Here is a 20797-nt window from a genome sequence, read left to right as displayed (position 1 = left end):
TCGATGCGAAGCTCGACCGGATCGAGTACGCCCTCAACGATCGCCCCGACCGCACCTTCGCCTTCGACGAGTTCGGGCCGCTCGGCATCCGCCCGACCGCCGGGACCTGCTGGGCCAGGCAGGGCAGGCCGGACCGGATCCCGGCAACCTTCCACCGCACCCACGGAGTGCGCTACTTCCATGGCTGCTACTCCGTCGGCGACGACACCCTCTGGGGCGTCAACCGCCGCCGCAAAGGCGCCGGCCACAGCCTTGCCGCGCTCAAGAGCATCCGGGCCGCGCGCCCGGACGGCGCCCCGATCTACGTCGTCCTCGACAACCTCTCCGCCCACAAAGGTGCCAAGATCCGCCGGTGGGCGGCGAAGAACAAGGTCGAGTTGTGCTTCACCCCGACCAACGCGTCCTGGGCAAACCCGATCGAGGCGCACTTCGGGCCGCTGCGGCAGTTCACCCTCGCCAACTCCAACCACCCCAACCACCCCACGCAGACACGGGCGCTGCATGCCTATCTGCGCTGGCGCAATGCCAACGCCCGTCACCCCGATGTCCTGGCCGCCCAGCGCCGGGAACGCGCCCGCATCCGCAGCGAGAAGGGCATCCGCTGGGGCGGCCGCCCTCTCAACCCGGCGGCCTGACTCCCTTTTCGGGGAAGTGCGTCCCTGCTGAGACGCAGAACTCGTTGCCCGCCGGGTCCCGCAACACGGTCCAGGACAGCACCCCGGGCACCGAGTGCTCGCCGACGACGCTCGCCCCCAGCCGCACCAGCCCGGCTACCTCCTCATCACGGTCGAAGGCGGCAAAGTCCACGTGGAGCCGGTTCTTGCCCGACAACTCCTCCGGAACACGCTGGAACCCCAGCGCCAGGGGGCTGGCGCCGACGAGGACGTAGTCCCCGAAGTCCCCGGCCACCTCCGCGCCCAGAACCGTGGCCCACCAGTCGGCCAGAACACGAGGTTGCGCACAGTCAATCGTGATGATCTCCGCAAGCAATGACATGCCGCTCAGAATAGGCGCCCATGTCGGCGGAACGAGCTCCCACTCCAGGCGCCAACCCGGTGATCGTTTGCGGTCACGGCACTAGCGTCCCGGCATGTCCTCAGCTCGGAGCGAGGCCACGATGGCCGACGTGGCCCATCGGGCGGGGGTCTCGGTGTCCACGGTGTCGCGCACGCTGCGCGGCCTGTCCACCGTCTCGGACACGACCCGCGCCCGCGTCGAAGCGGCAGCCCGCGAGCTCTCCTTCGCGATCACCCGCAGCGCCTCCAGCCTGGTCACGGGCCGCACCGGCCGGGTCGCCGTCCTCATGCCCAACCTGGCTTCGTGGTTTCTGAGTTCGGCGCTGTCCGGGATGGCGCCCGCGCTGCGCGAGGCGGGCCTGGACCTGCTCGTCTACAGCGTGACCGATGTGCAGGAACGGGCCGATTTCTTCGACCGGCTGCCCGCCCGCCGTAATGCCGACGCCCTCCTCGTGGTGAGCTTCGCACTCACCCCCGCCGAACGCACCCGGCTGGACGATCTGGGGATGCCCCTGATCTTCGTCAGCCAGCACGCACCGGGGCGCCCCAGTGTCTACGTGGACGACGAGGACGCCGCCCTGCGCGGCACCCGCCATCTGCTCAATCTCGGGCACCGGCGGATCGCCTTCCTCCAGACCTTCGACGAGACCGGCTTCGCCTGGAGCAGCAAGAACCGGCTCTCCGGACATCTGCGCGCGCTCGACGACGCCGGACTGGAGCACGACCCCTCACTGGTGATGAGCGTGCCCGACTGGAAGGGCGGCGGAATGGCCACGGCCGTGGGACGGCTGATGAGCCTCCAGGACCCGCCGACCGCGCTGTTCGCCGAGACCGACGACTTCGCGTTCCGGCTGCTGGCGGCCCTGCGCGCGGCCAACGTCTCGGTACCGGGGCAGGTGTCGGTCATGGGCTTCGACGACCACGTCATGGCGGAAGTGCTGGGCCTGACGACGCTCGCCCAGCCCGCCGTGGAACTCGGTCGCACCGCCGTACGCCTCACCCGGTCGGTGATCGAGAACTCCGAGGGCGCCCAGGAGCGCCACATCGTGCTGCCGACCGAACTCGTCCCCCGCGGCAGCACGGGACCGCCGCCGGCAGCGGGGCGTTAGAGAACGTCGCGGAGGGCCGGGACGTCCACTCGTCGGCGCCCGTCCGGAAACGTCGACCGGCCGAGAAGCACGCGCGCCGGCAATGGGCCGACGGCCTCGGGCACGAAGCCGACAGTCACAGGGGCGTGCGTCAGCCCCTCCCGCACCCTCTCCTACCTCAACCCGCCCCGCACTCCCCCGTGTTCCGGTGCGACCGGCGCCGGACCAGCCCCGAAGGCACAGCGCATGGCCCGCCGGCAAGAGTGCCCGCCACGTCACGAGCGCCGGATCGGTGTGGCCGGACCGCGACTCCAGCGGAATCCGCGCGGCTCTCAAGGCGGGCATGTGACGATGGAAGTTTCCGCCGAGATAAACCAGAAAGCAATTTCCCCTAACGCCCCCGAAGAATTCGCACGTCAGGGCACCCGGCGACGTAATCCCTTTTTCTGTCGGTGCAAATGGCCGGCAATCGTGTATTCTGCGTTCGCCATCCGGAAAGGCGGTAACCAGCCGTTCTTTCCAGCACTTTTCGGGCAGTGTCTTCTCCGGTACGGGACACCGCGCCCCACGTCGGTGGCCACCGCCACGCCGGGACCGTCCGGCACCGGAACGAGGCATCGAACGAAGACGCACCCGGAACTTCGGAAACACGACATGGGGGAGCGAAGAGTTCCGTGTTAAATGCGCGAAAGACCGCGACAGCCTTGATCTCAGCCCTCATACTCGCCTGCTCGGCCGGCACCGCAACCGGCGCCGCACCGACCGGTGCCACCACATCCGAGCAGAAAGCGGGCGGGACCACCTACTACGTCGACTGCTCCGCGGGGAACGACGCGGAGAACGGCACCTCGGCCGGCACCGCCTGGCGCACGCTGCAGAAGGTGAACAGCATCGTCTTCCGCCCCGCGGACCGCATCCTGTTCCGTAAGGGCTCCACCTGCCAGGGGGAGTTGGTCCCCCAGGGGTCGGGCTCCGACAAGAATCCGATCGCGGTCGGGTCCTACGGATCCGGCGCCCGGCCGAAGCTGGTGGCCTCCGACGCCCGCGCCGCCGTCTACCTGCACAACGTCGAGGGCTGGGAGATCCGTGGCCTCGACATCTCCGACCCGGGCGGCAACGTCACCGACCCCCGTACCGGGATCTATGTCGAGCTGACGGACTACGGCGTCGGTTCGCACTACGTCTTCGACGACAACTACGTGCACGACGTGGCCGGATGCGACTGCACCAATCCGGGCCAGCCGGGCGGCGGGATCGTCTTCAACGCGACCGGTTCCGGGAAGGTCACCTCCTTCTCCGGCATCACCGTCACCGACAACACCCTGCGCGACGTGAGCGGCATCGGGATCGGGACGTCGTCGCTCTGGGCGCGCCGGGCGCTCTACCCGAGCGGGCCGGGGAGTGCCTACGGCCCCGACACCGGCATCGAGATCGAGCGGAATCACCTCAGCCGGCTCGGCGGTGACGGCATCAACATCACCAACGGCCAGCACGCGATGATCCAGCACAACACCGTCGAGGGGTTCGGCCTGAAGGCGACCACCGACCACGCGGGTATCTGGGCGTGGAACTCCGACTACACGACGATGCAGTACAACACCATCGGCGGCGGGGACGCGGGGAAGTTCGGGGCGTTCGCCTTCGACGTCGACGGCGCGGACGTCGGCGACCTGTACCAGTACAACGTCAGCCACGACAACAGCGGGTTGATGCTGATCTGCTCGGTCGAGGGGCTGCCGTCGGACCGGCCGACGATCCGCTACAACATCAGCCAGAACGACCGCGACGTGTCCGGTGGCGTGATCATCCTCGCCTGCACCAAGCAGACGAACATCTCGATCTACGGCAACACCGTCTACGCCCCCACGGCCGACACGATGTGGTGGAACATCAGCCCGGACACCCCGCTGGTCGCGAACAACATCTTCGTCGGCAAGCCCGGGGGCTCCGCGTTCAAGGACACCACCAGCACCTTCACCGGGAACCTCTACCAGAACATCTCGACGGTCCCCGCCGACGCGCAACGGGTGCTGGGTGACCCGCAGTTGGTGAAGCCCGGGTCCGCGACGTCCATCGACGACGCCACCGGGTACCGGTTCAAGAAGTCCTCGCCGGCGCGGGGCAGCGGCGTACGCCTGCCCCAGGACGCGGCGCGCGACTTCTTCGGCAACCGCGTCCCCGCCGGGAACCCGAGCATGGGGGCGTACCAGGGGCCCGGGGTGTAACCGGGGCAGCCCGTACGAGGTGCGGCACAGGGGCGCCGCCCCCTGAGCGGGACGGCGTCCGGAGTCCTTCACGTGTGGCCGGTGGGCATGCCCACCGGCCACACGCGTGTGCGCACCGCGCGGCGCCCGCCCGGCTCCCGACGAGGGAGGTTGAAGTAGTCGCCCTCCGACTAGTAACCTGGATACTATGACGTACAGGCGCTCAACGTTGGCTCTGGCGGTGCTCTCCCTGCTGGCCGAGGTGGACCACCAGCAGCAGCCCGGCATGCACCCCTACAAGATGCAGCGGTTGATGAAGGACCGCGGCAAGGGCGAAGTGGTCAACGTGGGGCAGCGGGCCAGCCTTTACCGCACCATCGACCGCCTGCACCGCAAGGCCCTGATCGAGGTGCGGGAGAGCAGCCGCGAGCACAACCGCCCCGAGCGGACGCTCTACGCGCTCACCGACGAGGGCCGTGCCGTGTGGCGCGACTGGATGCTCGACGCGCTGGCGGCTCCGACCCGCGAATACCCCGAGTTCCTGGCCGCCATGGCGTTCGTCCCCCTCCTGGAACCCGGCGAGGTGGCCGAACAGCTGGAGAAGCGGCAGGCGAACCTCGCCACCGAACTGTCCCGGCTCGACACGCAGATCGCGGCGTCGGGCGAATGGGGCAGGCTGTTCACCCTGGAGATGGAGTGCATGCGGGCCACGACCGCCGCGGAGCTGGACTGGGTGGAATCGGTCATAGCCGACCTGCGCTCCGGGCGCATCACCTGGACCAAGGAGTGGCTCGCCGCGATGGCGACCGCCCACGACCGCCAGGGAACCCCCCGCTAGGGCGTTCACGCCCTGGGCGGGGTCCCGACCATGGCGCCGACGCGCCTTCACCATGACGAAATGGGAGACCACAATGCCCGGTTTACCTTTGCATGTCATCATCATCGGCGCCGGCACGGGCGGACTCTGCCTCGCGCAGGGCCTCAAGCGGGCGGGCGTCAGCGTCGCGGTGTACGAGCGCGACCGCACCCGCCGCGACGGTCTGCAGGGCTACCGGGTCGGCATCGACGCCGACGGCAAGCGGGCGCTGCGGGCCAACCTGTCCCCGGAGCTGTACGACACCTTCCTCGCCACCTGCGCCCGGCGCCCCGTCTACGGCAACCAGATGACGCACGAGAAGAAGTTCCTCTTCTCCGCCGGACCCGAGGTGCTGAAGGCGGAGGACCAGCCGTCGGAGGACGACGCCGACGAGTCGGTGAGTCGCATGACGCTGCGTCAGGTCCTGCTGACGGGGGTCGAGGACGTCGTCCACTTCGACAAGCGCTTCACCCACTACGAGCAGGCCGCCGACGGACGGGTCACCGCGTTCTTCGCGGACGGCGACTCGGCGACCGGCGATCTCCTCGTGGGCGCCGAGGGGGCCAACTCGCCCGTCCGCCAGCAGTATCTGCCGCACGCCAAGCTGGTCGACACCGGGCTGATCGGCATCACCGGCAAGACGCCGCTCACCGACGAGACCCGGGCGCTGCTGCCCAAGGAGGTGATGGAGGGCGTCACCATGGTGCACGGCCCCAAGGGGTTCATGTGCATCCTGCATGTGATGCGCTTCAAGTGGGACGAGGACGGCAAGCCGAAGGAAGGCATCGGCAGCACCGACGCGGAGGCGCTGCGCGCCTGGCCCGGGATGCTCTACGACAACAGCCGTGACTACATCATGTGGGGCTTCGCCGCGTCGGAGAAGTGGCTGCCGAAGGACGTCACGCAGATGCGCGGCGCCCGGATCCAGCAGCTGGTGAAAGAGAAGACCGCGTCGTGGCATCCCGACTTCCGGCGGATCTTCTCGCTCGGGGACCCGGACAGCAGCTTCCCGCTGGTGATCCGGACGTCCGAGCCGATCGACCCGTGGAAGCCCAGCTCCGTCACGCTGATCGGGGACGCCATCCACACCATGACGCCGGGCCGCGGGGTCGGCGCCAACACCGCCCTGCGCGACGCCCGGCTGCTGACCCGCAAGCTGGTCGCCGCGAGCGGCGGAGAGCTCTCCCTCCTCGACGCGGTGGGCCAGTACGAGACCACCATGACGTCCTACGCCTGGGACGCCGTCATCAAGTCCCGTGCGCAGATGGACGGTCACTCCGTCATGCACAAGGGTGACCTGATCGGCACCCTGGCCCGCACGGGGATGCGGACCGCGATGCGCACGATGAACCACCTGCCTCCGATGAAGCGGAAGATCGTCCTCGCGGAGAGCTCGTTTCGCGGTGCCGGCCGCGAGGACGAGGACTGACCGACCGGCCCCGCCCCGGGGCGCGTCGTCCGGAACACGCGGGCCCGCCGCGTGTTCCGGACGGGTCACCCGGCCCGCGGGTCGCCGGTCTCCAGCTCCGCCTCGGGCGGTGGGGGCGGCGGCACCCCCACCAGCCATGCGGTGGAGTGCCCCAGTACGACCAGCATGTTCAGCAGGGCGCGGGCCACGGCGCGGCACGGCCGCACGGCCGCTCCGGCAGGTCCGCGACGGTCAGTAGGCCGCGGTGACACGGAAGATCTCGAACGGGCGGCCTCCGTCGTGGTCCCGGAACGGGCGCAGCGGCGAGGTGCTGTCGCGGTGCGCGGCGCCGGCCTCCCAGGTGCGGAAGGCGGCCACGTCACGCCACCGGCTGACGACCACGAAGACGCCGTCCTCACCCACGCCGCGCCACAGCTCGTTGCCGAGCATGCCCGCCACACCGGCCAGTTCCTTGCTGACCTGGTGGTAGGCACTCTCGATCGCCTCGGCGTCCTCGGCGACGTGCCGGACGAGCACCCGGACCTCGTCGCTCATCCCGCTGCCTCCCAGTCGTCGTGGGCGGCCGGCGCGCCCGGGTCCGCCGTCAGGTGGGCGACGACCGTCATCGTGGTCATCGAGCCGTCGCTGCGGTAGGGGTGCAGGTGGCGGCGGTGGTCGAGGTGGCGGCGGCTGGTCTCGAACTCCCGGAAGCGGGGCTCGTCCACCCAGTCGCTGACGATGTAGTAGACGCCGTCCTCGTCGAGGCTCCGGGAGAGCCACTGCCCCAGGTTGGCGGGGTGCGAGGTGACCGACGCGCCGACGTCCCGCCAGACCTTCTCGAAGTCCTGCTCCATGCCCGGCTTGATCTGCATGCGCAGCATCACCCGGAACGGCTGCGTCCGCTCGCCCATCAGGAGATCCCCCCGTCGACCGCGAGGGTGGCGCCCGTGACGTAGCTGGAGAGGTCACTGGCCAGCCAGAGCACCGCCCCGGCGATCTCGGCGGGGGTACCGAGCCGGCCCAGCGCCGTCTTGGCGCCGTAGCGGGCACGCATCGCCTCGGCCTGCTCCGGGCTCATCGCGTCCAGGGCCTCGGTCGCGATGACGCCGGCGGCGAGCACGTTGAAGCGCAGGCCGCGGGGGCCGAACTCCTTTGCCAGCGAACGGGTCAGGCCGCGCAGGGCCGCCTTGGTGGCGGTGTAGTGCGCGCGGAGCGGGATGCCGACCTCGGAGGACTTGGAGCCGAGGCTGATGACCGAGGCGCCGTCGCCGAGTATCGGCAGGGCGTGCTGGATGACCAGGTGGGCGGCGGTGAGGTTGGTGTCCATGATCCGCCGCCACTCGGCGAGCGTCAGGTCGGCGTAGGGCACGTGGCTGATGGCTCCGGCGTTGTTGACGACGACGTCGAGGGTGCCGAGCCGGTCGGCGCACTCCCGGAGCAGGCCGGCGATCTGGCCGGGGTCGGTGAGGTCGGCGCGGAGCACATGGTGGTTGCCGCCGGTCTCCTTCAACTCGCTCTCCAGGGAGGCGACGGCGTCGCCCTCCTGGCGGTGGCAGGTGACGACCTGCGCCCCGGCCCGGGCCAGCGCCAGCACCACGGCGCGTCCGATGCCCCGGGTTCCGCCGGTGACCAGGGCCTTCTTACCTTCCAGGTGAAGTTGCACAGCAGCCTTCCCTTCGTGGGATGAGGTGGGAGACGGCGCGCCCGCTCACAACAGCAGGCCGCATCCCAGGCAGTTGGCGAGCAGCGCGGTGACGGCGAGGACGCAGCGGCCGCGGTTCCACACCCCCCAGTGCGGACGGGGGTCCCGGTCGGCGAAGTCCGGCGGCAGCGCCTCCGGGTCGAGCGTCCGGATCCACCGGTTGACCGGCACGTTCCTGGTCACCGAGATGAACACCGCCGCCAGCACCAGCGGCACGCTCCCGCCGAACGCCCAGCGGGCGGCGGTCTGCGCTACCCCTGCGGCCAGGAGGACGTCGCCGAGCACCGTGCCGACGAAGCACACGGGCATGAACGGGTCGTAGCGGGTGGCGAAGAAGGCGTGGGCGTGGACGTAGCGCCGCGGCGGCAGGGAGGCCAGCAGGGGCCAGCCGCCGAGCTGGGTGCCCACCAGGACGCCCGCCGCCAGGCCGTTGGCGAGCAGGACCAGGGGCACGACGAGGGCCGTCACGTCCGCCCCTGCTCAGTGCGCGGCAGCGGAGCGCCGGGCGGCCGTCTCGATCTTCTCCTTGATGCGCCGCATCTGGGTGCCGGTGTTGGTGTCCAGGCGGGCGGTCATGGCGGCGTCGTCCATCGGCAGGCCGGGCTTGAGCTCGAAGTCCTGGACCCAGCGCATGTGCACGCCGTCGTGTTGCTGGGTGAACTCCCAGTAGATCCACATGTACTTGAAGTTCCCGGTCTCCACGCGGCGGGAGTGCACCACGTGGGCGTCGGGGTCGCTGATCCGCTCCGAGACCCAGCTCCACGTGGTGCCGTTCGCGTCGGGGTGCAACGAGAGCCGGAACCGGACGCGGTTGCCGTCCCGCTCCAGCACGGTGGCCTCCGCGTACTCGCTGTACAGCGTCGTCCACGAGGGGACGTCGTTGGTCATCTCCCACACCAGGGGCAGCGGTGCGTCGATCACGATGGTGTTGTCGACGTGTCCGGACATGCTCAACTCCCCGCTTCGGTCAGTGCCTGGTTGACACAGGCCACGAAGGCGCCCGGGCTCGGCGCTTCCAGGGCCAGTTCGTCCGCGATGGGGACCCCCACCGCGCGCTGTACCTGGCTCGCCAGTTCCAGTACGGCGAGCGAGTCGTAACCCAGGTCGGAGAACGTGACGTCGGCGATGTCCCCCGACAGGTCCACCGACTCGTCCACCCCCACGCTCTCCCGCATCACCACGCGGAGTTCGTCCAGCGTGTAGCCGCTCATGGTGTCTCCTCTCCTTCGTCGTTCCCCCCGCCCCCGGTCCGGCGCAGGACCATGGCCGAGGTGAAGCCGCCGTACCCGCGGGCGAGGACGACGGCGACCCGCAGTCGCCGGTGCCGCGGGGCCCCGGTGACCAGGTCGATGTCGTAGCCGGGCGCCGGTCGGGTGGTGCCCGCCGTGTGCGGGATGACGCCGTCGCGCAGCGCGAGCAGCGCGGTGGCCACGTCGAGTGCCGCGCCGCCGCCGTAGAGCCGTCCGGTGAGGGCCTTGGGCACCGTCACCGGCACCGCCCGCGGTCCGAAGACGGCGCCGATCGCCCGGGCTTCGGCGCGGTCGCGTTCCGGCACCCCGCTGCCGTCCGCGAAGACGACGTCGACCTCGCCGGGCGCGGTCCCGGCGTCGTCCAGGGCGCGTTCCAGCGTGCGCCGCAGGGCCGGCGGGCGGGGCGAGCCCGGGGGCGGGTCGAAGCCGGCGGCGTAGCCGGCGATGACGCCGTACCCGGCGCCGGCCGGGAGGGACGAGGCGTCCTGGGCGACCAGGATCGCCCCGCCCTCGCCCGGTACGGCTCCGCTCGCGTCCTGGTCGAAGGGCAGGTAGGCGCGGGCCGCGTCCTCCACCGTGGACAGGTGGCCGCCGGCGAGCTGGGCGGTCAGGCCGTAGGGGCACAGCGAGGCGTCCGTGCCGCCGGTGACGACCAGGTGCACGTCGTCCCGCAGCAGGCGCCGCGCCTGACCGATCGCGTCGAGTCCGCCCGCCTGTTCGCAGGCGAGCACCCCGCACGGTCCCCGCATCCCGTGCCGGATGGAGATCTGGCCCGTGGTGGCGGCGTAGAACCAGGCGATCGACTGGTACGCGCCGACCCACGAGGGACCGTGGCGATAGAGGCGTTCCATCTCGTGCTGCCCGAACTCGGTCCCGCCCGAGGAACTGGCCGTGACCACCGCCATGGAGTACTCGGGGAGCCTGGCCGGGTCGACGCCGGCGTCCGCCAGCGCCGCCTGCGCGGCCCACAGGGCCAGGTGGGTCCAGCGGTCGGTCTGCGGGACGAGCCGGCGCGGCAGCGTCTCCAGGGCGTCGAAGCCGGGTACTTCGCCGGCCAGCCGGACCGGGTAGGGCGAGGGGTCGAAACGGCTGAGGGCACCGATGCCCGTCTTCCCCGCCAGCACGGCCTGCCAGTGCGCGTCCGCCCCGAGGCCGGTGGGCGCGATCACGCCGAGGCCGGTGACGACGGCCGCGCGGGGGGTGGTCACGGCCGCCCCTTTCCGGTGGGCCCGGTGCCCGGACGGGCCAGCACGGTCGCGCTCTGGAACCCGCCGAACCCGCTGCCGACGCTCAGGACGGTGTGCATGCGGTGCTCCCGGGCGGTCAGCGGCACGTAGTCGAGGTCGCACTCGGCGTCCCGGGTGTGCAGGTTGGCGGTGGGCGGGACCACCTGCTCGCGCAGGGCGAGGGCGCAGGCGGCGACCTCCAGGGACCCGATGGCGCCGAGCGAGTGCCCGATCATGGACTTGATGGAGCTGACCGGTATCTCGTAGGCGCGCGCGCCCAGGCTGCGTTTGAAGGCGGCCGTCTCGTGCCGGTCGTTCTGCCGGGTGCCGGAACCGTGGGCGTTGATGTAGTCGACCGCGGACGGCGCGAGGTGGGCCCGCCGCAGCGCGGTGGTGATCGCCTCGGCCATTTCCCGGCCGTCGGGACGGAGTCCGGTCATGTGGTGGGCGTTGCTGCGGCTGGCGAAGCCGGCGATCTCCGCGTAGACCCGTGCGCCACGGTCCCGCGCGGCGCCGGCCCGCTCCAGGACCAGCACCGCCGCGCCCTCGCCGAGGACGAAGCCGTCGCGGTCGGCGTCGAACGGGCGGGAGGCGTGCGCGGGGTCGTCGTTGCGGGGCGAGGTGGCCCGGATGGCGTCGAAGCAGGCCGAGGTGATGGGCGAGAGCGGCGCGTCGGTCGCCCCGGCGAGGACGACGTCGGCGGAGCCCTCCTCGATGAGCTGGGCGCCGTGCCCGACCGCGTCCAGGCCCGAGGTGCAGCCGGTGGAGACCAGCGCCACCGGCCCCTCGGCCGCCACCTCCCGGGCCACCTCCACGGCCAGCGAGCTGGGCACCATGTAGCCGTAGAGGTGCGGCACGCCGTAGGTGTGGTCCACCAGCCAGTTCCGCCCGTCGTCGGACAGGACCTGGTACTCGCGCTCCAGGCTGGTGGTGCACCCCACGGCGCTGCCCAGGGAGACCGCCACCCGCCCCGGGTCGGCCGCCGGCATGCGCAGCCCGCTGTCCGCCAGGGCCTCGCGCACGCTGACGACGGCGAACTGGGCCGCCCGGTCCATCCGTCGGACCTCCTGGTGCGTCAGCCCGCACGCGCCCGGGTCGAAGTCGACCTCGGCGGCGATGCGGGAGCGGAACGCGGCCGGGTCGAAGCTGGTGATGCGCCGGGTCGCGGTGCGGCCGGCGGCCAGCAACTCCCAGAACGCCTCCCGCCCGACGGCGCCCGGTGCCACCACCCCGATCCCGGTGATGACCGCCTTCTCAGCGCTCACCGGTCCGCCCGGACGTCGGGGTGCGGCTCGTCGGTGGCGGCGACGGGCTCGGTGTCGACGTGGCCGAGCTCGGGGCGCGGCGCCAGCGGCGAGAGGTGGAAGACGCCGGTGGCGGGCGCGTCCCCGACGTTCACCAGCCGGTGGCGCACCCCGATCGGCACGAACAGCGAGTCCCCGGCGGCGAGCGCGACCGGCTCGCCGTCCATGGTCATCTCCAGCGCACCGCGCACCACATGGAGGAACTCCTCGGAGTACGGGTGGTAGTGCTCGGTGACGAACTCGCCCGGGGCGAGGTGCAGCACGCCGCCGAAGCCGGACGTACAGCCGACGGTCCGGGGGCTGAGCGTCACCCGCAGCTCACCGCCCCGGCGGCGGTTGGCGGCGACATCCGCGGCGTTCAGCCTGCGGGGCAGCTCCGCGGTCACCGGACCCTCCCCTGCTCCGCCGTCCAGACGTAGAACGGGGACGCCATGGCGTCCTTGGGTTCCTTCCAGCCGGGGTCGTAGGGCGACACGAACTCCCCGAGCCGGGTGTTGATGTCGGAGTAGAGCGGGTGGCTGCGCGCCCGGTAGAGGTTCGGGCCGATGTCCTCGTCCGCCTCGACGAGGTGGAAGTACAGGTCGTGGAAGGTGAACAGGGTCCTGCGGGACACGCCCACCATGTGCGGTAGTTCGGTCGCGTCCGACGCGCCGAAGACGTCCGCGATGCGCGCGGGGTCGTCGGTCTTCAGCCTGGCGACGATCAGCGTGCGGTGCACAGCGCCCTCCTCAGGGGTGCGTGGGCTCTTCGACCGACCGTCGCAGAGCGGTCTGGAAGCCGGCTGGAGCTGCCGTCAATCGGGTGTGGAGCGGTGTCCGGTGGCGTGGCGGCGCTACCAGCCGACGATCCGCCCGCCGCGGAACAGCACCCCGGTGGGGCCGTCGTCGGGCAGCCCGAGGGCGGCCACGACGTCGTCGGCGGCGTCCCGCACGGTGCCCTGGGCGTCCGGCATCATCCGGGTCCGGGTGCGCCCGGGGTTGACCGCGTTGACCAGCACGCCGGTGCCGCGTGTCCGGGCGGCCAGCAGCGCGGTGAGCCCGTTGACCGCGGTCTTCGACAGGGAGTAGCCGGGGGCGCCGGTGAACAGGCCCTGGGTGAACGTGCCCGTGCCGCTGGAGAGGAGGACCACGCGCCCCCAGCCGCAGCGGACCATGTCGGGCACGAAGGCCTGACAGACCCGCCAGGCGCCCAGCACGTTGACGTCGAGGGTGGCGCCGACCAGGTCGACCGGGACCGTCAGCGGGTCGTACCCCGCGTCCAGCAGCACGCCGGCGTTGCTCACCAGCGCGTCGACCGGGCCGGCCGCGGCACGGGCGGCCGCCACGCTCTGGGGCAGGGTCACATCGAGGGGTACGCCCACGGCTCGTGGCCCGGTGGCGGCCGCGGCGGACCGGGCCGCGTCCCGGTCCCGGGCGGCGAGCACGACGCGCCATCCGGCGCGGTGCAGCGCCCGGGCGGTGGCCAGGCCGATGCCGCGGTTGGCCCCGGTGACCAGGGCGGTGCGGGGGGTCGTCACCGGCTCTCCCCTCTGTGCGGACGGGTGGGGGTGCGGGCGGAGCAGGGGCCCACGATCCCCGCGCGGGCTCGACGCGCGGTGAGGTGGCGCCCACCTCGGTGCCCAGCGGTCTTCGAGCCGGCCACGAGCGGCGCCCCACACGATGGCCGGCAACCGCGGCGGGAAGGGACGCACCGAGATGCGCTTGCTGTTCACCACCTGGGCCTGGCCGTCGCACCTGTACGCGCTCGTCACGCAGGCGTGGGCCTGCCGCGCCGCCGGACACGAGGTGCTCGTGGCCAGCCAGCCGGCACTGGCCGCGGAGATCGGCCGGTGCGGGCTGCCGGCGGCCGTGGTCGGCCAGGACGTCGACGCGGTGGCCATGGTGCGCCGTTACGTGATCGGCGCACCGCGGCGCGACGCGGGCGGGGGCGGCGGCCCGCGGGCTGCGGAGATGTTCCTCGCGCACGCCGAGTCCATGACCGGCTCGCTGGTCGAGCTGGCGGACGGCTTCCGCCCGGACGTCGTGGTCTACGAACCCACCGCGCTGGCCGGCCCGTTGGCGGCTGCCGTGCAGGGGGTGCCGGCCGTGCGTCACCTGTACGGGACGGATCTGCTGGCCCGGGCGGCGCACGTGCTGCCCGGGATGCTGGCGCCGCTGGCCGAGCGGTACGGGCTGGACGCCGTCGACCCGTTCGGCGCGCTGACCCTCGATCCCACTCCCCCGTCCCTGCGGCCGGCCGCCGCGCCGCCGGCCGTCCCGGTGCGGTACGTGCCGTACAACGGCGGCGGCCGGCCGGTCACGCTGCCGAAGCCCGCCGGGCCGCGGGTGTGTGTGACGTGGGGGCACACGATGGCGAAGCTGTCGGCCCGGCGGTTCCTCCTCCCCGACGTGGTGCGGGCGCTGCACCCGCTGGGCGTGGAGCTGGTGGCGGCCGTCTCGGCGGCACAGGCGCCGCTGCTCGGCCGGCTGCCCGAGGGCGTGCGGGTGGTGGTGGACGCGCCCCTGCACGGCCTGCTGGACGCGTGCGACCTGGTGGTCGCGCACGGGGGCGCCGGCACCGTCCTCACGGCGCTGCACCACGGTGTCCCGCTGCTGCTCGTACCGCAGTTGCCGGACCACGCGGGGCACGCGGGGGCGGTCGCGGGCGTCGGTGCCGGGCGACTGCTGCCGGCGGCGGACGCGACGCCGGAGCGGCTGCGGGAGGAGTGCCGGCGACTGCTGGCGGACGGGGCCGTGCGCGCGTGCGCCCGGCGCCTGAAGGAGGAGATGCACCGCCAGCCTCCGCCGTCCGCGCGCGTGGACGACCTGCTGTCCGCGGCCCACCGGCCGGCGTGATCGGCCTTCAGACGACTGACGAGGGGACGACATGTGCGGCGTAGCCGGGTGGATCGACTTCGAGCGGGACCTGACCGAGCACGGCGGCACGGTCCGCACGATGGTGGCCGCGCTGGCCCACCGCGGGCCGGACGCCGAGGCGGTGTGGGCCGACCGGCGGGTCGCGCTCGGCTTCCGGCGGCTGGCCGTCATCGACCCGCCGGGCGGCCGACAGCCGATGACCGCGGAGCGGGACGGCGCGGCGCGGGCGGTCCTCGCCTACAACGGCGAGATCTACAACTACCGGGAGTTGCGCGGCCAGTTGGCGGCCGGCGGCCACACCTTCCGTACGTCGAGCGACACCGAGGTGGTGCTGGCCGCCTACCTGGAATGGGGGGAGCGCTGCGTCGACCGCTTCGACGGGATGTTCGCCTTCGCGGTGTGGGACACCGGGCGGCAGGAACTGCTGCTGGCCCGCGACCGGCTCGGGGTCAAGCCGCTGTACTACGCGCCGACCCGGCGCGGCCTGCTGTTCGGCTCGGAGGTCAAGGCTCTGCTCGCCCACCCGCTGGTCGACTCGGCGGTGGACAGCGAGGGGCTGGCGGAGCTGCTGTCGTACATCGCCACGCCCGGCCACGCCGTCTACTCCGGCATCCGGCAGGTGCCGGCCGGCCACGTCCTGACCGTCCGGGACGGCGGGTTGTGCGAGCGCGCCTACTGGTCGCTGCCGGGGCGCGCGCACACCGACGACTGGCCGACGACGGTGGACACCGTGCGCGGGCTGCTGTCCGACTCGGTGGCGTCCCACCTGGTGGCCGACGTCCCGCTGTGCACCCTGCTGTCCGGCGGACTGGACTCCAGCGCGATCGTCGCGCTGGCGGCGCGGCACGGGCAGCGCCCGCGGACCTTCGCGGTGGACTTCGAGGGGCACGCGGAGCGCTTCCGCCAGGACTTCTGGCACCAGAGCCCGGACGCCCCGCACGCCGCGGAGGTCGCCGCCTTCGTCGGGACCGACCACGAGCCGGTCGTGCTGCGCACCGAGGACCTGGCCGATCCGGTGGTGGGGCACGCCGCGATGACGGCGCAGGACCTGCCCCGGCCCACCCCGGACATGGACCGTTCGCTGTACCTGCTGCTGCGGGCCGTCCGGCAGCACTCGACGGTGGCGCTGATGGGCGAGGTGGCCGACGAACTCTTCGGCGGATACCGGTCGTTCAGCGACGAGAAGCTGGTGGACAGCGGCAACTTCCCCTGGGTCACGATGGGTTTCGGGGTCGCCCCGCACGGGATGAGTACCGGGCTGCTGGACCGCTCCCTGCTGGAGAAGGTCGACGTGCCCGGCTACTCCGCGGCCCGCTACGCCGAGGCGGTGCGCGAGGTTCCCGCGGTGCCGGGCGAGGACGCCCGGGAGGCCCTGCTGCGCCGCGTCGGCTACCTCCACATGACGCGGTGGCTGCCGTTGCTGCTGACCCGCAACGACCACCTGAGCATGTCGGTCGGGCTGGAGGTGCGGGTGCCCTACTGCGACCACCGGCTCGTCGAGTACGCCTTCAACATCCCGTGGCGGCTGAAGCGCTACGGCGGCGAGGAGAAGAGCCCGCTGCGCGCGGCGCTGGCCGGGCTGCTGCCGGAGCGGGTGCTGCGCCGCCCCAAGAGCCCGTTCCCGATCACCCAGGACCCGGGCTACGGGCAGGTGCTGCGCGACCGGCTCGCGGAGCTGGTCGCCGATCCGCACGCGCCGGTGCGCCCGCTGCTCGACGTGCCGGCCGCCCGGCGGCTGCTGGCGGAGGGCCGGCCGGTGCGCACCACCGGCTGGGGGGAGCGCCGCGACGTGGAGATGGTGCTGCAACTCGACGCCTGGCTACGGCACTACCACGTCCGGCTGGCGCTGTGACCCCTACCCGAGAGGACGCTCCCATGCTGCGAGACCGGCTGATCGCGAAGGCCGATCCGGTGCTGCGCGAGGTGCTCGGCCACCCGTTCTGGGCGGGGCTGCGCTCCGGCTCGCTCCCCGGCGAGTCGCTGACCCACTTCGTCGAGCAGGACACCGGGCACCTGCTGCCCGCGTACGGGCGGGCGCTGGCCCGGTGCGCCGCGACCGCGGCCGACGACGCGCACGCGGTGTTCTTCGCCCGGGCCGCGGTCGGCACGCTCCAGGCCCGGGACCGGCTGCGGGATGCCTTCACGGAGCTCGCCCCCGAACTCGACCTGCGCGCGCCGGCCGCCGATGCGCCGGCGGACCCGCTCACCCTGGCCCACTGCTCCTTCTTCCAGGCCGCGGCGGCCACGTCGCCGGCCGCCGGCATCGGCGCGCTGCTGCCCATGGCCTGGTTCAACCACCAGGTCTCCGCCGACCTGGCGCGGCGCTGCGCGCCCGGTTCGCGCTATGCGCCGTGGGCCCTGCTGTACCAGCCGGCGGAGGGCTACTCGCACGTCGTCGAGCGCTGTATGGGCGTCGCCGAGGAGACGGCGCAGCGCGGCTCGGAGCACGACCGCGCACAGCTCACCGACTTCTTCTCGATGGGCGTCCGCTACGAGTGGACGTTCGCCGAGAGCGCCTGGGCGCGTCCCGACTGGCCCGTCCGGCCCTGACCGAGCTCCCACCATGAGAGGCAAGGACGTCGATGTCTTCCCCTTCCCCCGTCCATTACCCGTTCCCCTGGTCCCCGCCGATGGAGATACCCGAGGCGCTGCGCGGCCTGCGCAGCCGGTCGGCGGTCGAGGTGACGCTGCCGAGCGGTGACCGCGCGCTGATGGTGACCCGGTACTCCGACGTGCGCGCGCTCTTCGCCGACCACCGGCTGAGCCGCAACATCTCCCGCAAGCAACGCCCGGACGTCGCGCGGATCTCGGCCGACAACGAGCTGTTCGCCGACCCGAAGATCAACCCGGACCCGCCGGACCACATCCGGGTGCGCGGTCTGGTGACCCGGGCCTTCACGGCGCGCCGGGTCGAGGCGCTGCGGCCGGTGGCGCAGGCCGTGTGCGACGAGCTCATCGACGCGATGGCCGCCGGACCCCGTCCGCTCGACCTCAACGAGGCGTTCGCCTTCCCGCTGCCGATCCGGGTGATCTGCCGGCTGCTCGGCGTGCCGTTGGCGGACATGGACCGGTTCCGGTACCTCGTCGACGGCTTCCTGTCCGTCAGCAAGCTGCCCGTCGAGGAGATGCAGCAGTGCCGTGAGGGGCTGTGGCACTACCTGGGCGAGCTGATCGACAGCAAGCGCACGCACCCCGGCGACGACCTGGTCAGCGGGTTGATCAAGGCCCGCGACGAGGACAACAACCGGCTCTCCGAGCACGAGTTGCAGTTCTGGACCCAGGGCCTTCTGATCGCCGGGTACGTCACCACCGCCAGCCAGATCGGCGCGAGTACGGCGGTGCTGCTGCACCACCGGGACCTGGTCAAGGAGATCCAGGCGGACTGGTCGCTGGTGCCGGGCGCGGTCGAGGAGCTGCTGCGGACCCAGATCATGGGCTCCTCGATCGGCACGCTGCGCTACGCCGTGGAGGACATCCCGCTGTCGGACGGTTCGGTGATCGCGAAGGGCACCAGCGTCCTGCTGTCCGAGGAGTCGGCCAACATGGACGAGGAGGTGTTCCCCGAACCCTTCAAGATCGACATTCGGCGCACGGACAACCACCACATGACGTTCGGCGCCGGTCTCCACTACTGCGCGGGGGCGGCGCTGGCCCGCATGGAGCTCCAGGTCGCCACCCGGTCGCTGCTCGAACGGCTGCCGGACCTGCGGCTCGCGGTCACCGGCGACCAACTCCCCCGCGGCCTGGGCGGATTCACCGAGGGCTTCACCGAGATCCCCGTCACCTGGTAGGAGGAATCGTGCGCGTCACCGCCAACCGAGCCACCTGCACCGTCAGCAGTCTGTGTGTCTACCGGGCTCCGGACGTGTTCGACCAGGACGACGAGGGCCATGTCCTCGTCCTGGACCCGGAGCCGCCGGAGGGCTCCCGGGCGGCCGTGCGCGACGCCGCCCGCAGCTGCCCCACCCGCTCGATCCACGTCGACGAGGAGGGGTAGCGGTGCCGTTCGCCGCGCTGACCTACGACATCCGGCCGGGGTGCGAGGACGAGGTGGCCGAGGTCTTCTCCGGTTTCCGCCGGGTCGGGTCGCCGTCGGTGCCCGGCTCCGGGGACGCGCCGGCCGCACGGCTCCTGGCCACCGCGGTGTTCGTCCGCGACGCGACGCTGGTGCGGGTCATCGAGTACGAGGGCGACCTGGACGCGGTCGCCCGCCACATGGCCGGCCAGCCCGGCGTCCAGGAGGTGGAGCGCCGACTGAAGCCGTACCTGAACACGCCGCGCGACACCGACAGCGTCGAGGGGTTCGTCCGCACCTTCCGGCAGAGCCTGCTGCGGTGCGTCACCCAGATCGGGGTTCCGCGCGACTGAGGGCGCCACCCGCTTCCTCCGCCCCGGCCCTCCGTGACCGCCGGGGCGGAGTGGTGTGGCCGCTGCGGGCCGCGGCAGTACGGTCGGCGATCTCCTCTGCGTAGGTCAGGGGCAGGGCGGCGGCCACCGAACAGGCGGAGGTCGTGAGGAAGTGGTGGTGGTCCCACTCGAACCTCCACATCGGTAGGAGGGCGTCGATCGGGTCGTCCTCAAGGCCGGCCCCATGCTGTCATCGCGCTGGAGGGGCAGCACCAGGTCACTCATGAACAAAGCGCCCCGCCGACGAGCCGTAGCCCGAGCCGGTCACACAACTGCCAGCACGACCTGCGGCACGCCCCAGGCGGATACGGGGGACAGCCTCAGTGCTCCGGCCCTCCGCTGTCGGCGAGAATGGCTCAGAGAACGGGCTCTGACCTCCCGTGCTCGCAGACAGAAAGGCAGGGGGGCCACAGCATGTCGGACGGGACTCCGGGGGCGGCCGTGCGGCCAGGAGCGCCCGGGCAGGCCGGGCACGATGACGGCGCGCAGGCCCGGCGGGCGCGGCGGGGCGGGGGACTGTCAGGCGGGCTGCTCGCGCCGTGGCGTGGACTGGTGCTGATGCTCCTGGGGTGGACGGCGGCTGTGGTTTCCTGGCTGCTGATCACCGCGATCACCACGCTGTTCATCTGGGTCGGGTTCGCCCTGGTCCCCTTGGTGGCGAAGGCGCTGCGCGGGCTGGCCGACTGCCAGCTCCGTCTGGGCCAGCGGTGGTACGGCATTGGCCCGGGCAAGGGAGCGGGCTCGTGGGAGCGGCACCCCCGTGCGCTGGACGACACGGCCGCCGGGGCTCCCGGCGTCCCTGGGCTGGTGAAATTGGCACTGGGGGTGCTGCGCCGACACTCGACCTGGCGGGACTGGGCCTGGGCCCAAATCTCCCTCGTGGCAAGCTGGTTCCTTGCGGTGGTCCCCCTCCTGCTGTTCGCAATGGGACTTTTCGGTCTCCTGATGCCGGTCCTGTGGGACCCGTGGGTTTCCACCTGGGACAACAGCTGGTACGGCTTCATACGGCTGGAGACCGCCCGTTCGGCGAACTGGGCGGCCGGACTCGGTGCGGTGTGGCTCCTGCTGGGCCTTTGGCTCGGACCGTACGCGCTGCGCGCCCAGGCCAAGCTGGCGCGAGCTGTACTGGGCCGGTGACCGCGGTGACGTTCGCCGACGCTCGCCTGCGGGACGACGACTTGGCGTACGCGGTCCGTACCGCGGCCGCGCAGCCCCAGCCGCTCGGCCGGCGACGTGGGCCGCGCGCCAGGGCCTCGCGGCCCACAGCTCACGCTGGCTGGGCTTGGCCCGGACCGGTGGGCCGTCGGGCACTCCACCACGGAGACAGCCGCCGTCATCCAGCAGGACGGTCCGGTCCAAGCCCAGCCAGCGTGAGCTGTGGGCCGCGAGGCCCTGGCGCGCGGCCCACGTCGCCGGCCGAGCGGCTGGGGCTGCGCGGCCGCGGTACGGACCGCGTACGCCAAGTCGTCGTCCCGCAGGCG

At 72.3% G+C, this 20797-nt stretch carries 25 protein-coding genes; 12 read left to right on the top strand and 13 right to left on the bottom strand.

The genetic code is table 11. The annotated features are described in order from the left end of the window. Positions 1-635 (top strand): transposase (locus EST92_RS22935; protein WP_174244105.1); only part of this gene is annotated, 635 nt, incomplete at its 5' end. Here EST92_RS22935 and EST92_RS22930 read toward each other — a convergent pair. After that, positions 619-996 (bottom strand): VOC family protein, encoded by a 378-nt coding sequence (locus tag EST92_RS22930; protein WP_129282717.1) that lies wholly within the window; start codon positions 994-996, stop codon positions 619-621. The genes EST92_RS22935 and EST92_RS22930 overlap by 17 nt on opposite strands. A 94-nt stretch (positions 997-1090) precedes the next feature. Here EST92_RS22930 and EST92_RS22925 point away from each other — a divergent pair, with 94 nt between their 5' ends. The 4 genes from EST92_RS22925 (at position 1091) to EST92_RS22910 (ending at position 6593) form a co-directional block, all read left to right on the top strand. Further along, positions 1091-2125, top strand: coding sequence for a LacI family DNA-binding transcriptional regulator (locus tag EST92_RS22925; protein ID WP_254068966.1), 1035 nt, complete (start codon positions 1091-1093; stop codon positions 2123-2125). 683 nt (positions 2126-2808) lie between these two features. Then, positions 2809-4329, top strand: coding sequence for a right-handed parallel beta-helix repeat-containing protein (locus EST92_RS22920; protein WP_161981759.1), 1521 nt, complete (start codon positions 2809-2811; stop codon positions 4327-4329). A gap of 187 nt (positions 4330-4516) precedes the next feature. Further along, positions 4517-5146 carry a PadR family transcriptional regulator gene (locus EST92_RS22915; RefSeq protein WP_174244104.1) on the top strand — a complete coding sequence of 210 codons (630 nt, stop codon included), beginning with the start codon at positions 4517-4519 and terminating at the stop codon, positions 5144-5146. 73 nt (positions 5147-5219) lie between these two features. Further along, a complete protein-coding gene (locus tag EST92_RS22910) occupies positions 5220-6593 on the top strand; it encodes an NAD(P)/FAD-dependent oxidoreductase (protein WP_129282715.1) in 1374 nt (457 codons plus the stop codon). A gap of 65 nt (positions 6594-6658) precedes the next feature. On the opposite strand, the gene EST92_RS31835 is transcribed toward EST92_RS22910, so the two are convergent. The 12 genes from EST92_RS31835 to EST92_RS22855 all read right to left on the bottom strand — a co-directional run bounded on the left by EST92_RS31835 (position 6659) and on the right by EST92_RS22855 (position 13570). Next, the gene (locus EST92_RS31835) at positions 6659-6799 is read right to left on the bottom strand and encodes a hypothetical protein (RefSeq protein WP_216849122.1); all 141 of its coding nucleotides are present in this window, start codon (positions 6797-6799) and stop codon (positions 6659-6661) included. A gap of 25 nt (positions 6800-6824) precedes the next feature. Further along, the gene (locus EST92_RS22905; RefSeq protein WP_129282714.1) at positions 6825-7127 is read right to left on the bottom strand and encodes an antibiotic biosynthesis monooxygenase family protein; all 303 of its coding nucleotides are present in this window, start codon (positions 7125-7127) and stop codon (positions 6825-6827) included. Further along, complete coding sequence (locus tag EST92_RS22900) at positions 7124-7483, bottom strand: antibiotic biosynthesis monooxygenase family protein (RefSeq protein ID WP_129282713.1); 360 nt, start codon at positions 7481-7483, stop codon at positions 7124-7126. The genes EST92_RS22905 and EST92_RS22900 overlap by 4 nt, the downstream gene beginning before the upstream one ends. Further along, positions 7483-8235, bottom strand: coding sequence for an SDR family NAD(P)-dependent oxidoreductase (locus EST92_RS22895; protein WP_129282712.1), 753 nt, complete (start codon positions 8233-8235; stop codon positions 7483-7485). Before EST92_RS22895 ends, EST92_RS22900 begins: the two co-directional genes overlap by 1 nt. Positions 8236-8280: 45 nt before the next feature. Continuing rightward, positions 8281-8742: a DUF1772 domain-containing protein gene (locus EST92_RS22890; protein ID WP_129282711.1), complete on the bottom strand. Its 462-nt coding sequence runs from the start codon at positions 8740-8742 to the stop codon at positions 8281-8283. A 12-nt stretch (positions 8743-8754) separates the two neighbouring features. Further along, positions 8755-9222 (bottom strand): SRPBCC family protein, encoded by a 468-nt coding sequence (locus tag EST92_RS22885; RefSeq protein WP_129282710.1) that lies wholly within the window; start codon positions 9220-9222, stop codon positions 8755-8757. Positions 9223-9224: 2 nt separating this feature from the next. Continuing rightward, the gene (locus tag EST92_RS22880) at positions 9225-9485 is read right to left on the bottom strand and encodes an acyl carrier protein (RefSeq protein WP_093486106.1); all 261 of its coding nucleotides are present in this window, start codon (positions 9483-9485) and stop codon (positions 9225-9227) included. After that, positions 9482-10732 carry a ketosynthase chain-length factor gene (locus tag EST92_RS22875; protein WP_129282709.1) on the bottom strand — a complete coding sequence of 417 codons (1251 nt, stop codon included), beginning with the start codon at positions 10730-10732 and terminating at the stop codon, positions 9482-9484. The genes EST92_RS22880 and EST92_RS22875 overlap by 4 nt, the downstream gene beginning before the upstream one ends. Continuing rightward, positions 10729-12015 (bottom strand): beta-ketoacyl-[acyl-carrier-protein] synthase family protein, encoded by a 1287-nt coding sequence (locus EST92_RS22870; protein ID WP_129282708.1) that lies wholly within the window; start codon positions 12013-12015, stop codon positions 10729-10731. The genes EST92_RS22875 and EST92_RS22870 overlap by 4 nt, the downstream gene beginning before the upstream one ends. Continuing rightward, positions 12012-12440 (bottom strand): cupin domain-containing protein, encoded by a 429-nt coding sequence (locus EST92_RS22865; protein WP_129282707.1) that lies wholly within the window; start codon positions 12438-12440, stop codon positions 12012-12014. The genes EST92_RS22870 and EST92_RS22865 overlap by 4 nt, the downstream gene beginning before the upstream one ends. After that, entirely contained in the window at positions 12437-12772 is a 336-nt protein-coding gene (locus EST92_RS22860) for a TcmI family type II polyketide cyclase (RefSeq protein ID WP_129282706.1), read from the bottom strand. Before EST92_RS22860 ends, EST92_RS22865 begins: the two co-directional genes overlap by 4 nt. 114 nt (positions 12773-12886) lie before the next feature. Beyond that, positions 12887-13570: an SDR family oxidoreductase gene (locus EST92_RS22855; protein WP_129282705.1), complete on the bottom strand. Its 684-nt coding sequence runs from the start codon at positions 13568-13570 to the stop codon at positions 12887-12889. Positions 13571-13748: 178 nt separating this feature from the next. Here EST92_RS22855 and EST92_RS22850 point away from each other — a divergent pair, with 178 nt between their 5' ends. From EST92_RS22850 to EST92_RS22820, 7 genes are all read left to right on the top strand, one after another. Continuing rightward, positions 13749-14888 (top strand): nucleotide disphospho-sugar-binding domain-containing protein, encoded by a 1140-nt coding sequence (locus tag EST92_RS22850; protein ID WP_174244103.1) that lies wholly within the window; start codon positions 13749-13751, stop codon positions 14886-14888. Positions 14889-14919: 31 nt separating this feature from the next. Beyond that, positions 14920-16761 (top strand): asparagine synthase (glutamine-hydrolyzing), encoded by a 1842-nt coding sequence (asnB, locus tag EST92_RS22845; protein ID WP_129282704.1) that lies wholly within the window; start codon positions 14920-14922, stop codon positions 16759-16761. 23 nt (positions 16762-16784) lie between these two features. Continuing rightward, complete coding sequence (locus EST92_RS22840; RefSeq protein WP_129282703.1) at positions 16785-17459, top strand: TenA family transcriptional regulator; 675 nt, start codon at positions 16785-16787, stop codon at positions 17457-17459. A 32-nt stretch (positions 17460-17491) separates the two neighbouring features. Next, complete coding sequence (locus tag EST92_RS22835) at positions 17492-18700, top strand: cytochrome P450 (protein ID WP_129282702.1); 1209 nt, start codon at positions 17492-17494, stop codon at positions 18698-18700. Between the two features lie 8 nt (positions 18701-18708). Next, on the top strand, positions 18709-18906 hold the full coding sequence (locus tag EST92_RS22830) for a ferredoxin (protein WP_129282701.1): 198 nt from the start codon (positions 18709-18711) through the stop codon (positions 18904-18906). Between the two features lie 2 nt (positions 18907-18908). Beyond that, positions 18909-19277: a SchA/CurD-like domain-containing protein gene (locus EST92_RS22825; protein ID WP_129282700.1), complete on the top strand. Its 369-nt coding sequence runs from the start codon at positions 18909-18911 to the stop codon at positions 19275-19277. A 453-nt stretch (positions 19278-19730) separates the two neighbouring features. Further along, entirely contained in the window at positions 19731-20453 is a 723-nt protein-coding gene (locus EST92_RS22820; RefSeq protein ID WP_161981758.1) for a sensor domain-containing protein, read from the top strand. The last annotated feature ends 344 nt before the right edge of the window (positions 20454-20797 follow it).

The organism is Streptomyces sp. TM32 (assembly GCF_004122755.1).
GTDB classification, from domain to species: Bacteria; Actinomycetota; Actinomycetes; order Streptomycetales; family Streptomycetaceae; genus Streptomyces; species Streptomyces sioyaensis.
This window is presented reverse-complemented; position numbering and strand designations above follow the sequence as displayed.

Excerpts from the sequence above, each read along its gene's own strand:
- EST92_RS22840 (WP_129282703.1), top strand. The coding sequence starts at position 16,785 with ATGCTGCGAGACCGGCTGATCGCGAAGGCCGATCCGGTGCTGCGCGAG.
- EST92_RS22905 (WP_129282714.1), bottom strand. The coding sequence starts at position 7,127 with ATGAGCGACGAGGTCCGGGTGCTCGTCCGGCACGTCGCCGAGGACGCC.
- EST92_RS22900 (WP_129282713.1), bottom strand. The coding sequence starts at position 7,483 with ATGGGCGAGCGGACGCAGCCGTTCCGGGTGATGCTGCGCATGCAGATC.
- asnB (WP_129282704.1), top strand. The coding sequence starts at position 14,920 with ATGTGCGGCGTAGCCGGGTGGATCGACTTCGAGCGGGACCTGACCGAG.
- EST92_RS22880 (WP_093486106.1), bottom strand. The coding sequence starts at position 9,485 with ATGAGCGGCTACACGCTGGACGAACTCCGCGTGGTGATGCGGGAGAGC.
- EST92_RS22910 (WP_129282715.1), top strand. The coding sequence starts at position 5,220 with ATGCCCGGTTTACCTTTGCATGTCATCATCATCGGCGCCGGCACGGGC.
- EST92_RS22925 (WP_254068966.1), top strand. The coding sequence starts at position 1,091 with ATGTCCTCAGCTCGGAGCGAGGCCACGATGGCCGACGTGGCCCATCGG.
- EST92_RS22835 (WP_129282702.1), top strand. The coding sequence starts at position 17,492 with ATGTCTTCCCCTTCCCCCGTCCATTACCCGTTCCCCTGGTCCCCGCCG.
- EST92_RS22820 (WP_161981758.1), top strand. The coding sequence starts at position 19,731 with ATGTCGGACGGGACTCCGGGGGCGGCCGTGCGGCCAGGAGCGCCCGGG.
- EST92_RS22915 (WP_174244104.1), top strand. The coding sequence starts at position 4,517 with ATGACGTACAGGCGCTCAACGTTGGCTCTGGCGGTGCTCTCCCTGCTG.
- EST92_RS22930 (WP_129282717.1), bottom strand. The coding sequence starts at position 996 with ATGTCATTGCTTGCGGAGATCATCACGATTGACTGTGCGCAACCTCGT.
- EST92_RS22850 (WP_174244103.1), top strand. The coding sequence starts at position 13,749 with ATGCGCTTGCTGTTCACCACCTGGGCCTGGCCGTCGCACCTGTACGCG.
- EST92_RS22885 (WP_129282710.1), bottom strand. The coding sequence starts at position 9,222 with ATGTCCGGACACGTCGACAACACCATCGTGATCGACGCACCGCTGCCC.